This window comes from Paenibacillus sp. 1A_MP2 (assembly GCF_052244825.1).
Classification (GTDB): Bacteria; Bacillota; Bacilli; order Paenibacillales; family Paenibacillaceae; genus Paenibacillus; species Paenibacillus vandeheii.
The window spans coordinates 743,264-757,153 of the sequence record NZ_JBQQCS010000001.1 but is presented as its reverse complement, the minus strand read 5'-3'; the positions used below and the strand labels follow the sequence as shown (position 1 = coordinate 757,153).

The window sequence follows — 13,890 nt, the reverse complement described above, 5'->3', positions numbered from 1 at the left end:
GAGAACTCATTCCCCTTCTAGTACAACTTCCTTTGAGTAACTGGATATTGGCTGATGGCTCCTTACTTTCCACCACCAATAATCAATCCTTGTTTAGCCTAATAGGCAACAGATTTGGCGGCAATGGGTCAACTGATTTTAGATTGCCTAATCTGAACAGCAATCAACCGCTTCTGGTGTATTACGTTTCGAACTCTGGACAAATCCCTCACATTGTAGATATGCCACTGCCAAATGCAGTGACAGACAACTATATCACCAAGCAGAACACCCCGCTGACCATCAACTCTCCGGGTGTGCTAATCAATGATAGTGATGCTTCTGCTGCCATACAGAGAAGTGCGCCCATGAACGGTCAACTGACCCTTAATGCTAACGGTTCGTTTGTATACACGCCGAATAACAATTATGTGGGTAATGACAGCTTTACTTATGCTGCAATCAATGCAACGGGCTCGAGTGAACCAGCGTTTGTTACCATAACAGTTGAGCAGGACTTGGCGCCGATTGTCAGCGGGGTAATCGACGAGAGTGTGTATAATCAAACGGTCACGCCGACATTTAATAGCGGTACGGCACTCCTGAATGATGCTGCATTCACGAGCGGCACTGCAGTTACGGAAGATGGAGATTATATATTGGTGGTAACCAACCACATTGGCAGTACAACAGTTCACTTTTCCATTGATAAGGTCCCCCCTGTTGTAACGGGGGTCATCAATAATGGAATATACAGTGCGAGCCGGATAATCACCTTTAATGAGGGAACAGCCACCCTTGATGGCTCTCCGTTCCTCAGTGGAGAGACATTCAGTGTGGAAGGTGAACATGTACTCGTCGTTACCGATGCGGCAGGCAATACGACAACCATTCAATTCAGCTTTTATGCGCCACGGACTCTGACATTTAACAGTAACGGCGGTTCTGAAGTAACGCAACAAACGGTGAATTACGGTGAAAAAGCTATTGCTCCAACTGATCCAACCAAAGCAGGCCATACTTTCGTCGGCTGGTATACGGATTCAGCTTTGAGTCAGGCTTTTGATTTCAATAACACAATCATAACCAGCAATCTCACTCTGTTTGCAAAATGGGCAATCGATTCCTTTAACGTTAATTTCGAATCTAGTGGTGGCACAGAGGTCGCTGATCAGGCGGTTGATTATGGTGAGCTGGTAACAGCACCTTCTGATCCTACCAAAACAGGTCACACTTTCGCTGGCTGGTATACGGATTCAGCTTTGAGCCAAGCTTTTGATTTCAATAACACAACCATAACCAACAATCTCACTCTGTTTGCAAAATGGACACCATACACATATACGGTAGCTTTCAATACACTTGGAGGATCGGCAGTTACCGATGTAGCTGTTGAGTATGGGAAGAAACTTTCAGCACCTGCTTCACCAAGCCGTTCCGGCTATACGTTTGCAGGTTGGTATACGGACCCCGAGTTGAAGACTCCATTCAACTTTGATCAAACGGAGATTACAGCCGATCTGACCTTATATGCCAAATGGACTGTTCATTCCACGCCACCGTCAGGTAATAATGGCAATAGTGGCTCGGACAACCAGAACAACAACAGCTCCAACGTTAACCCTACGCCACCTAATACATCAAATTCGTCCAACAATGGACGCTTAACACTTGCAGCGGGTCAGGCAGGCCAAGTGAGCTTGGGTAATGCCATTGCTGTAAACATCCCTACCGGAGCGATGAATCAGAAACTGACGGTCACCATTGATCAGCTTACAGATTCTTCTGCCCTGCTGACCAATCAGACCCAACTACTCAGCCCGGTATATGAATTGCTCAAAAATGTTCCGCAAAACTTCAATGTCCCCGTAACCTTATCACTGACATTTGATTCATCAGGGTTACAGAGTAATCAGCAGGCTGAGCTATTTTATTTTGATGAACAAGAACAGGTTTGGCTCTCCGCGGGTGAATCTTCTGTGGATGGGAAGCAAATTCGGGTGGACGTGGACCATTTCACCAAATATGCCGTATTTGCAGTAGATCAACCCCTTTCCCCAGCCGAGATTATGTTTAGCGATATTGAGGATCACTGGGCGAAAGAAGTTATTCAGCAAGCTGTCCGTGAAGGTATTGTGAAAGGGTATGTCGATGGATCATTTAAGCCGGACGCATCCATTACACGTGCAGAATTTACGGTAATGCTGATGAATACATTGCAAACCGATTACACGGAAGCGACGTTATCTTTTACCGACTATTCACAAATAGGAGCATGGGCACAGTCTGCTATAGCGCGTGCTGTACAAGCGGGATTCATTCAAGGAGACACGGGTGGGGCTTTTCGTCCCAATGAAGCGGTAACCCGTGCAGAAATGGCTGTTATGGTCGCCCACGCTTTGCAGTTAGAAGCAGAATCCGGCACCGAATCCATCTTTGCAGATAATCAAGAGATTCCGGTGTGGGCCAGAGCAGCAGTCGCTGGCTTGCAAAAGTCCGGGCTACTAAACGGCAAAGAACTGAATACCTTTGCTCCTAGAGATAACACTACGCGTGCAGAAGCGGTAAAGTTATTGCTGAGTATGCCAAAATAACCAATTATAAAATAAAAGAGCCTGTGTTCTAACAGCAGCCTCTCGAAACTGTACATAGCAGTTTGAGGGAGCTGCGCAAGAACACAGGCTTTTTGCTTTTTAAGAATACTGAATGGCATTGGCGATAAGCATAAATACGATTCCCATAGCAATCCACATCACCATCAACGGCCAGAAAAATCTAACCCATTTCTGATACGGAATGCCAGATACCGCGAGACTTCCCATCAAGGCAGAAGACGTTGGCAGAATCATGTTGGTGAATCCGTCTCCGAACTGGAAAGCCAGTACGGCAGTCTGACGGGTAACCCCGAGCAGATCCGATAATGGAACCATAATTGGCATCGTAGTCACGGCCATGCCTGTACCCGATGTGATGAACACGTTCATCACATTTTGGAAGAAGTACATGCCCAGCACCTGAACGGATGATGGCAGCTCGCCAACCAGCGTAGACATTCCGTATACAACGGAATCAATCACGTTCCCCTGGTCAAGTACAACCATAATGCCTCTTGCCAGACCGATGATAAAGGCTCCATAGGCAATGCCGCTTGCCCCCTTGACGAATTCACTTGCAATCCGACTAGGACCGAACCCGGAGACAAGACCAGCGATCACACCCATGCTCAGGAATAGAGCCGCCAGCTCCTCCATCCACCAGCCTTCTTTCGATACACCCCAGATCAACAGGGCAAATCCGGCTACAATGGTAATGATGGTCAGAATATGTGTGATGCGAATCGTTGGCAGCTTGTTCAGATCTACCGCAGGCGCATCTGCTGCCTGCTCCTGCTCCAGTTCGTGCACCAAACCGCGGGTGGGATCAGATTTCACTTTGGACGCATAACGCATAATATAGATACTGGTAACGGCGATAAGACACACCAGAATAATTGCGCGCAGCCACATGCCCGAGAAAATCGGAACTTCTGCAATAGCCTGAGCCAGTCCTACGTTGAACGGATTAAGCAGTCCGGCGGTAAAACCACATGAGGCTCCCAATGAGATCATCGCCGTACCGGTCAGAGCGTCATACCCCAGCGCACGCGCGATGGCGATACCTATCGGTACAAAGACCATCACCTCTGTGGACATGCCCATCGTGAACCCGCCCACAGAGAACAAGGTAATAAACACCGGGATGACCCATAACCCCTTATTCGAGAACGAACGGGCTACCCGGCCTGTTAGAGCTTCAATCGTGCCGGTGCTCGTAATGATCTGAAACGCTCCGCCGATGATAAAAATAAAGAATACAACGTCAGCGGAATCCACCAGTCCGCGAACAATGGACTTGGGAATATCCCATAATCCCGTTGGATTGGCTTCTACATGATGGTACGAACCCGGGACAAGCAATGATTTGCCTGTGGTTTCATCCTTCACACGATCGAATTCTCCGGCGGGAATGATGTAGGTAAGAACCGTAGCGACCAGTACCAAAATGAACAAAATGACGAAGGTGTGAGGCATCTTGAACCATTTGCGCCGTTGTTGTGGTTGTTTTGTTATGTTTTCCAATTCATCATCCCTCGCCCTTCTGTTGTTTCCACGCTTCAAACTCATCCCGTACCTGCTGCAATGCTGCCTTGTCTGCGTACAGATCGAACGCCGTAAGTGCAAGTGCCTTCGCAGCACGGTTCAGCTCGATCATGCCTTCCTCTGCTCCGGCAAGCCGGGCAAATTCAGGCGTGTGTGTTGTCGCGTCACCTAAACGAATATACGGATGGATCGCGGCAGTGATTTGGCTTACGTTACCAATATCCGATGAACCGACACCGCCCGTTTGCGGTGGATCATGCACTTCAATGCCCATGTCCTCCAAATTTTGCTGGAACAGACCTGCCAGAGCCTTGTTATTATTTCGCTCAGCATAGATGAGGCCTTCCGTAATATCTACCGCAGCTCCAACACCTTCCGCAGCATGGCGTACGACACGATATACTTTGTCCATGACGACTTTCAGCTCTTCGACGGTCTTCGCCCGGATGATATATACAGCTTCAGCCAGCTCAGGCACCACATTTGGCGCATCCCCACCCTTGGTGATAATCCCGTTCACCCGAACATCATCCTTTAAATACGGACGCAGCGAGTTAATTCCCGCATACGCATTGACCAAGGCATCCAGTGCACTAATGCCTTTCTCAGGAGACGAGGCTGCATGAGCCTGTTTACCGTGGAACGTAAAGGTTGCATCCACACAAGCCAGCGCACCTCTCAGTACCATCGTTTTTTGCTGCGGGTGACACATCATGACGGCATCGATCTCATCGAATACGCCATCGTTCACCATAATGATTTTGCCGCCGCCTTCTTCCTCTGCCGGTGTGCCAAGAACGATGATACGTCCCGGAAGATCAGGGCATGCTTCCTTGAGCGCCAGTGCTGCACCTACAGCAGAGGCTCCGATCAGATTGTGTCCGCAGGCATGTCCGATGCGAGGCAGCGCATCATACTCGGCGAGCAGTGCAATCGTGGGTCCGCCAGGTTGGCCTTCCCATACAGCGCGGAACGAGGTATCAAGGCCGGATATACCTTTTTCCACCTGAAATCCGGCTGCTTCCAGCGGCTCGGTTAACCATTGTTGGGCTTGGACTTCCTGAAAGCTAAGCTCAGGGTTAGCGTGAATACGCAGGGATAATTCCCGCAAGTCGGGTCCAGCCGATCTACGGTTTCTTTGATCTTTTGCTTCATATGAGCAGGGTCAGGATACATATTATTTTGCCGCCTTTCTTCAAATACAGCATTTCTATATTCAACTTAATCGAATAAATATACAATCAGATTGGATATATTGTATGTGTGACCGAGCCATAAGTAAATTCAAAAAAATTAAGGAATAGCCCATAAAAAATTTTATGGGCTTGCTTGAAATTAACATATGGATATCATCAGATGTCAGTAAATCACTGGTTTATTTGCACATAAAATAAGACTACGTATTTAAACATTTTGAATATATGTACATCGTCCAAATGGGTATTCGTCACGAGATTGATACTGTCCAAGAACAGTAAGGTGCCTTTTGCGAGGAGAAAATAACGGATAATTATGCATAAATCAATGCATCTACTAACTATGCCTGTATCTAACCACCCTCCACAACATGCTGTGTCCCTGCCGTTCTCATCAAGTCTACAAAGCGGCCCACCGTTGCCTGCTGCAGCACACCTTCCTTATACACAAGCCACGTATTCCGCCTCACTGCCTGTCCGTTTCGACGGATCAGTTCCTGCTGATGGAGGCCATCCGAAGCTGACACGAAGATGCCCGGGATAATCGCATAGCCAAGGCCATACCGCACCATCTCCTTGCAGGTCTCATAGCTGTCTACACGCATCGCTACGGTTGGTGCACATTCATAGCGCTCATACCACCAGGCCGCTACGCCTTCTCGGAATGGGCTCACGGGAGAACCGCCTGTTTTCGTCAAGGGTTCCTGAAATGCAATTTGCGGAAGCTCTGGAAGCTGGTCCAAGTCAATGGGTTCACGGGATACAATGCAGACTGGTTCATCGTGCAGCAGATGTTTCCCTTCATACCATGGATGCTCCCCCGAATGACACCCACCTGAATTTCATCCCGCATCAACAATTCCATAACCTCTACACTCAGAGCACAGGTTACCGCAAACTGAACCTCAGGGTACAGCTCCTTGAACTGCTTTAACAACGGAGGAAGCTTGTACAATGAATAATGATTGGCAATCCCGAGGCGCAGCGTTCCCTTAACCTCATTACGAATGTTCGACAGCTGTTCCTTGACTTGATTAAGCTCATGGAGCATTTTACGAGCATAGCTTGCAAGATGCTCTCCTTCGGGAGTAAATCTGGCACCTTTTAACGTTTTATCGATGAGTGGTACGCCAAATGCCTTCTCCAATTGCTGCAAACGGTATGTCAAAGCCGGCTGGGTCATAAACATGCGCTCCGCAGCCTTGGTCAGACTACTCTCTTCCGAAATGCTCAACAGCAAACGGCAGTCTTTTTCATCCATGATCATGTCCCCCTTCACTTCTCGTCTCCTCAGTATAACCCAGAACACCTGCGTTAAAGGTACAGAAAAAGCCCAACTCCTTATGAGTCAGGCTCGCTCTGCTGATCTGCTTCTGTTCAATGATGTTTACTGCGAAATCGTAATGACCGAGGTAACAAAGTGGTAGGATTCATTTTCCTGCACGGACTGTGACAGCAAAATCCGGTTGCCTTCCGGACTCCAGCTCAGCGGATCAGATGCGTTATCCATATCAGCCGAGATCTGGAACTGCTCCGCCGATTCCGTATTGGAGACGAACAGCCCCTTCTCATCATCACTCTCCGAATTGATTGTATAGGCGATTTTGGAATCGTCACCAGACCAACTCGTACCGAAAATTTGCGTGCCTCTGGCGAGTGTGGCTTTCTCATTTCCATCGAGATCGGTCAGCACCAGCGCCCGTTTGGTATCGGCTGTTTTTTTCACAATTGCCAGTCTTGAACCATCATTGGATGGAATCACCCATTCCACACTTTTTAGCACCTGCTTCTCTTCACCGGTCTTCGTATCGTAGGCGTTCAGCTGCCCGTCCGTGCCTGTGATGTAGTAAATCACATTCCCCGAAACGCGGACGCTCCTTACATTGAAGTTCCCCGTCTTGACCAGCACTTTCGTCGTTCCATCCACACTCGCTGATACGATATCCCCATTCATGTTTGGGAAAACGACATGCTCCTTATCCAGCCATGCACCTTCGAATACAAAACCGTCGTCCTGACCAGCCGGTATCACTTCCCCGTTGTTCAGATTCAGAATGAAACCTTTGCCTGTCGATTCCTCTGGTTCTCTGTAGAAAATATACTGACTATCCGGGGACACGAGTGGTGAGCCCAGACTTACTTCACTTTCTTTTACAGGTGAATCGGTGCCCTTCGTCAAATCATACATGTATAAGTTATGCGGATAACGTTTCTCACCCTCTACAGTGACAGGCTTCATGGACTCGTTTACTTTATCCGACAAAATCCAGTCATTGCTTAGCCACGCTACCCCGCGCATATTCGGCAGTTTATCGATTTTCTCCAGCTTAAAGCTCTGGTACACCGACGTATTTGTATTATCCTTCACCGTAATATCCGTGCCTGATTTCCCGTTCTGTATATTGCCCCCTGGCTCCGTTGTTCCCCGCATGCTGTTGCCGACAATAGGACGATTGCCCCGAGTGTGCCCATAGCCGCCTGTTTCCAATTCATCATGGTCCCTCCTGATTGCTTTCTATAGACCAAGCATACACAACGCATACTTCCAAAGTTATTCAGACTTGTTTCCAACTTGTAAACTCGAATCCGCCAGAGGAAAAATCAACTGGAACGTCGTTCCTTCCTTATGCTTCGGATCGTTAGACAGCAATGTAATCGTACCGCCCTGCTTCTCTACAAATTGCTTGACGAGTGATAGTCCCAGCCCGGTTCCCCCGGTTTTTCTGGCCCTGTCTTTGTTGACGGTGTAAAAGGGTTCAAAGATTTTCTCCTGCGCCTCTTCCGGGATCGGCGTACCCGAGTTAAAGATGCGAATAACCGCTTGCCGCTCCTGCATTCGCAGTTCATTTCGTACACGGATGACACCTCCCGGCACGTTATATTTAATGGCATTATCCAGCAGGTTAATGAAAATATGCATCAGGCTCTCCCGATCACTGCGAATGATCGCAGGCTGCAGGTCCAGCTCCATCGTGAGCGCAAACTTCTCGGCTTTGCCCCGCATTCGGCCACAGGCGTCCTCCAGCAAAGCGCGTACCTCCACATCCTCCGCCTGATTCTCAAAATCATATTTTTCCAGAGCAGACAGATGAAGAACCTTTTCAACCATTTCGTATAACCGCTCGGTTTCTTTGCCGATGTTGTTCGTGGCATCATCCAGCAATTGCGGATCATCCTTATACATGTCCAGCAGTTCCACATACGCCTTGATCGCTGTAAGCGGCGTTTTGAACTCATGGCTAATATTCCCGATATATTGTTTCTGCTGCTGCTCCAGTACCTGGAGCTTCTCAATCGCGAGCTGGAGCTTCTGCTGCTCATCATGCATGGCTTCAATATTCTGCTGAATGGATGTGCTCATATAATAAATGCCCTGTCCCAGCTCACCTAATTCATCCTTGCGTCTCACAGGCGATTCGGCAATATAATGTCCCTCACGGATGGAATCAGCGGACTTCTTCAAGCGAGTTATGGCGACGGCAAAACGATTGTAGAAGAGGTATCCCAGAATGAAGCTAAGCCCAACCACGGCAATACCCGCCCACATGAACAGCTGAAGGATACGAGCATAGAACTCATGATAGCTCTGAACCGGATATTGCATACGCACAGCACCCATCTGCCCATCCGGTCCATCCAGGGGCGCAGCATACAGCAGCGTATCCCCCTGTTCGTGATAAGCAATTTTATTTTGCAGCGCATAGCTTAGCGTCTCTTTGATATCAGCACTTTCCTCAGACGCAATGGATGAACCGACCTGCTGCCCCTTCATATCATAAAGCGCGATGGGCAAACCTGTGGAGCTCGCTAGCTCCTGAGCCAGCCTGCGGCCATTTTGCTGTAAAAAAACCTCCTGCTCCAGACGAACAGACTCGGTATAATAAGACTGCCGCACATTCAGATTGACCAAACGGGTCTGCTGGGACAGAATGGTCTCAATCTGTGTCTGCTGGTTGCGCTCAATTCCGCGTAATACAAGGGAACTGAGTACAACCACGGTCAGGATCAGCAGCGCCGCCAGAAAGACGCTGAACTTCAGTTTTATACTGACTCTCATACCGAAATGCCTGGATCAGGGGCTGATGCTTTATAGCCAATTCCATATACCGTCTGCAATTTTTGCTGGTCGGTATCGCCGATTTTTTTGCGCAGGCGCTGAATATGAATATCCACCGTGCGTGTGCCCCGGCATATTCCATGCCCCACACCCGGTCCAGCAGATCATCCCGCGTATATACACGCTCAGGATTGGACATCAGAATGGTGAGTAAGTCGAACTCTTTTGGTGTCAGATCAAGCTTCTCCTCATTCACCATGACCGTGCGGTGAGCGATATGGATGCGTAGTGTTCCATTGACAATGGCCTGATTCTTAGGATCGTCAGGAGATGGGCTGCTTTTTCCACGCGCCGCATCAGCGCCTTTACTCGGGCGAGTAGTTCGCGGATCTCAAACGGTTTGGTCATATAATCATCCGCGCCCATTTCCAGGCCGACGATCTTATCCACGATATCATTTTTGACGGTCAGCAAAATAATCCCGATATCTTCCCGGTCCTCCAGCCTGCGGCATACGCCGTATCCGTCCAGCTTGGGCATCATCACATCCAGAATCATGACCTGGGGATGGAATGACCCCACCTTGACCAGCGCTTCCTCACCATCATTGGCTGTCTCTACTTCATATCCTTCGCGCCGCAGCGCGTAAGCAATGGCACTGACGATACTTGATTCGTCATCCACGACCAGCACTTTTTTATTCATCGGAATCATCCTCTATATATGTCATGAATTTATAGTATTCTTTGGATCTATGTTAACAAGGTATGACCTGATTAGCTATCGAGAACAACGGGATTTATAGGGAAAAAGCCTGTATCCTCTTCTCAGCGTGGACTTCGCTCTACTTTTTGTATACCCTAAACGCAACAAAAAGAGCCAATCCGTATTTGGATCAGCTCTGGATCGTGTTGATTTAGTTTCAGTTACTGCTTGGGCAGCAGTTTTTTGATTTCCTCTGCGGAGAGCCCGGAGGCTTTCACCACAGCAGACATGTCTACGCCAAGTGCAAGAAGCTCACGAGCCATTTCTCTTTTCCCTTTGGCTTCTCCTTCAGCACGTGCACCTTCTATCATCGACTTTTCATCGCTTAGCGCTTTCATCCGTGCATCATATGCCATTCTCGTAGCCGCGTCCTGACTCAGAAATTCCAGCGTGTCCATTGCCTTCTTTAGCATCGGTTCATTCATCGCCAGCACCTCCCAGTTTGATGGATCAATTCCTTTTAAGAATAAAAGCCAGTTCACCAGTCCGCCCTTGTCCATAGGGACAGGGTGTTGATCCAGTTTGGTCAATTCCATTACATGAATTTCTATATCATCTGTCAAACCAATACCTGTATGATCTTCACGTAAATGAAAAACATTGTGATATCGTTCATTGTCCAGACATGAGTAATTTAAAATATTGATCGTCACGCATTTTTTCAAAAGATTATAATTTTCACCCTTCTTGATCTGGTGAGAGTACATTTCGCTCCAGTAGAATAGCGTTCTTTTTTCCATATTATACGGATTAAACAGCTGCATCTCAATGTTGATTAACTTGCCTTCCACCGTACGCGCTTTGATATCCAAAATGGATTGTTTATCTTCCGGACTATCTTTGTCCGTAAACGTGTTAATAAGTGTAATTTCCGTAAGAGGCGACTCACCGGTTTCAATAAACGTGCTGTTAAGGAAGGCTAACAAAACATCTTTACTTTGCTCACTTCCAAAAATACGTTTGAATACAAAATCCACTCGTGGATCGAGCAAATCCGTCATCCAGCATCAGCTCCATTCTTCACCAGCATTATATCATAATTCCCATACTTCCTTCAGCTTAACATTGAACCTGCGTCCATATCTAATCACTCCTCGAAAGACAAATTCATTGGCTCGTCCGACATCTCATACTCCGTCTCCATATGAGTCAACGGTGTATTCGGATCAACCTCTTCGAACCGGAAACTATCCACCCACACTTTTCCTTTGCCGTTCAAAATAACCCCGAATGAGATAACCGCACTGTCCTTCGGCACATCCAATACAATATTGTACTGATTCCACGGTTGCGTGCCCGTAATCGGCCGATCGTGCATATTATCGAATTGAAGCACGTCATGGGCATTGTTATCCACTCGCATCCATAATCCACAGAATGCTTCAACACGTTCGGTCTTCACAAAACCGGATAACTTCATCCGCTTGCCTACATAATTATCTGCCCTGAACTGCTGCATCATTGTGGCAAACTCATTGCTATCCATCGGCGTAACAGCTTTCAGATAACCTGAAGCTTTCCCCTGATGCACTTCGGCAGGATCAATACCTATCTCATAGTTTTGCGGATGACTTCCGGTTAACATCCAGCCTGTAATCGTTGACGTCTGATTCATCTGTAATTCTCCTCCTCTGGTTCTTCCTTCGAATAATTTCAGATCGAACAATTTGCGAAAACGTCCTGGTGGCATGCCATATAATTTGCGGAATGCGCGGGTGAAGGCTTCCTGACTCTCAAATCCACAAGCCAGGGAGATGTCCAGAATACCTGCATCCGTCGATCGCAGGGCCGTGGACGCCAGACTCATCCGACGGTTTCGAATATAATCCACCACGGTCATGCCAACCTCATTACGGAAAACCCGGTGGTAGTGATACGGCGACAACAACGCCTTGGACGCCACTTCTTCCAGCCCGATCTCCTCATGCAGATGGGTTTCAATATAGAACAAACTTTGCTGAATCATTGCACGGTAACGGCTCAACTGAGGTAAAGCCCCCTTCCATATCCTTACTATACGTGAATGATGTCATCGCCGTTTTGATCATTTTTGCTATACTCTCACTTCTGCTGACCTCTGCCGGAAATGCAAAGAGAGCCAATCACGGATTAAATCCTTTCCGTAATTGACTCTCCTGGGAAACTGTTGCTCCGTGGCTCCTGTAGAGGCACTCCATTGATCTACAACAGGTTCATTTATCTATTCGCACAACATTCTTCGTCAGACAGCCGGTACCGGCTGTGCACCAACCTCTTCGTCATCATGCTCCACCAGTTCATGTTTCTCCCAAGCTCTACTCTTCCAGCGGAAGTACATAATGACCGCACGGGTCCACTCATCAGCCGCAATGGCAAGCCACACACCAGCGAGCCCCAGATGAAGTTTGAATATGAGCAGGTACCCCAGAGGCAGACTCATGCAGACCATGGAGATCAGACCCATGTATACCGGGAACTTTGCATCCCCTGCCGCACGCAGGGAACCAATTATCACAATATTGCAGGTACGTCCGGTTTCGAGCAAAAGACTGAGCAGAATCACTTGAGCCCCCAGCTTGATAATTTCCGGATTATCCGTAAATATGCTCATCAGCGGTACGCGGAACAGAATGATGATCACATCAATGATAACCGTAGCCAGAAGGGCCCATTTCACACTGTTAAAAACACGTTTGTACGCATCGTCTTTGCGCCGCGCACCCACAAGCCGGCCCACAATGATCGATGTCCCCATACCAATCGCCATGCTGAACAAGTAGATATAGCTGGAGATATTACCCGCATACTGCTTGGTTGCCATGGCTTCTGCGCCCAGATAGGTCACATACAGCGTGAACACGAGCTGGCAGGAATGATATACCATGGATTCCATCGCAGACGGAATCCCAATTCGCAATATTTTTCCAATAAACTTCTTCGACAGGTTGATGTAATAACCAAACTCCACTCTGACTTCCATGACGCGATAGAGCAGCCAGAAGAAAATGATCAAACAGATCAAACGGCTGCCGACTGTGGAGATCGCTGCCCCTTCCACACCAAGCTTCGGCAGGCCAAAATGGCCAAAAATAAGGGCGTAGTTACCAATGACGTGAATCACGTTCATCAGAACGGAAACATACATCGTTTCTTTGGTGTAACCATGTGTACGAATCGTCGCGGCCAGCGCATTAATGAGAGCCTGAAGGAAGATCCCGCCTCCCACGATACTTATATAAGAACGGGCAAAATCGTATATTTCACCTTGAATATGCAGCAGTGTCAACAGATGTCCTCCGAACAGAAGAAAGCCTCCGCTCAGGATCAGTCCGACAATCAGATTCAGTGTAATCGCATTACCCGTGACCTGTGCCGCCTCACTCAACTTCTTCGAACCAATATATTGTGCCACAACAATCGCAGCGCCATGTCCAATGACTTCCAGCACAAGAATCGCAATGGAAATAATCTGGTTGGCTGCTCCGACCCCGGATACTGCATTATCGGACACCGAACTGAGCATGAACGTATCCACGCTCCCCATCAACATAAACAAGAAGAGTTCCAGGAAGATAGGCCATGTTAGCCGAATCAGATTCAGATCCTTGGCATCCGAACGCAGGGACTCTTGGGTTGAGGATATTGCTGTCATTTTCTCACCTTTCCCGTGTGGGCTTTAATTCTTAGGGTATGTTAGCACAGGTAGTTTGAAAATGCAGTAGTTTTGCGAAAAAACTTGAAAGTTTTTTGAAATTCCAATAATAGGTATTTTCAA

8 protein-coding genes and 2 pseudogenes are annotated in these 13,890 nt (G+C 47.9%); 1 reads left to right on the top strand and 9 read right to left on the bottom strand.

Annotated elements, in window-relative coordinates:
• The first annotated feature begins 8 nt into the window (after positions 1 to 8).
• A complete protein-coding gene (locus ACTWJ7_RS03890) occupies positions 9 to 2,573 on the top strand; it encodes an InlB B-repeat-containing protein (RefSeq protein WP_443146338.1) in 2,565 nt (854 codons plus the stop codon).
• A 99-nt stretch (positions 2,574 to 2,672) separates the two neighbouring features.
• Here ACTWJ7_RS03890 and ACTWJ7_RS03885 read toward each other — a convergent pair whose 3' ends face one another.
• The 9 genes and pseudogenes from ACTWJ7_RS03885 to ACTWJ7_RS03845 form a co-directional block, all read right to left on the bottom strand.
• Positions 2,673 to 4,097 carry a YfcC family protein gene (locus ACTWJ7_RS03885; RefSeq protein ID WP_301880381.1) on the bottom strand — a complete coding sequence of 475 codons (1,425 nt, stop codon included), beginning with the start codon at positions 4,095 to 4,097 and terminating at the stop codon, positions 2,673 to 2,675.
• Positions 4,098 to 4,101: 4 nt separating this feature from the next.
• Entirely contained in the window at positions 4,102 to 5,229 is a 1,128-nt protein-coding gene (locus ACTWJ7_RS03880) for a M20 family metallopeptidase (protein ID WP_443145139.1), read from the bottom strand.
• A gap of 438 nt (positions 5,230 to 5,667) precedes the next feature.
• Positions 5,668 to 6,503: pseudogene (locus tag ACTWJ7_RS03875) on the bottom strand (LysR family transcriptional regulator).
• Positions 6,504 to 6,701: 198 nt separating this feature from the next.
• Positions 6,702 to 7,802: a hypothetical protein gene (locus tag ACTWJ7_RS03870; RefSeq protein ID WP_443145138.1), complete on the bottom strand. Its 1,101-nt coding sequence runs from the start codon at positions 7,800 to 7,802 to the stop codon at positions 6,702 to 6,704.
• A 63-nt stretch (positions 7,803 to 7,865) separates the two neighbouring features.
• Entirely contained in the window at positions 7,866 to 9,371 is a 1,506-nt protein-coding gene (locus ACTWJ7_RS03865) for a sensor histidine kinase (RefSeq protein WP_301880383.1), read from the bottom strand.
• Positions 9,368 to 10,076, bottom strand: a pseudogene (locus ACTWJ7_RS03860) (response regulator transcription factor). Before ACTWJ7_RS03860 ends, ACTWJ7_RS03865 begins: the two are co-directional and overlap by 4 nt.
• A 221-nt stretch (positions 10,077 to 10,297) precedes the next feature.
• Positions 10,298 to 11,137 carry an Rpn family recombination-promoting nuclease/putative transposase gene (locus tag ACTWJ7_RS03855; protein ID WP_301880387.1) on the bottom strand — a complete coding sequence of 280 codons (840 nt, stop codon included), beginning with the start codon at positions 11,135 to 11,137 and terminating at the stop codon, positions 10,298 to 10,300.
• A gap of 86 nt (positions 11,138 to 11,223) precedes the next feature.
• A complete protein-coding gene (locus tag ACTWJ7_RS03850; RefSeq protein ID WP_079347962.1) occupies positions 11,224 to 12,120 on the bottom strand; it encodes a helix-turn-helix transcriptional regulator in 897 nt (298 codons plus the stop codon).
• Positions 12,121 to 12,357: 237 nt separating this feature from the next.
• Positions 12,358 to 13,767: an MATE family efflux transporter gene (locus ACTWJ7_RS03845; RefSeq protein ID WP_079347964.1), complete on the bottom strand. Its 1,410-nt coding sequence runs from the start codon at positions 13,765 to 13,767 to the stop codon at positions 12,358 to 12,360.
• Between the last annotated feature and the right edge of the window lie 123 nt (positions 13,768 to 13,890).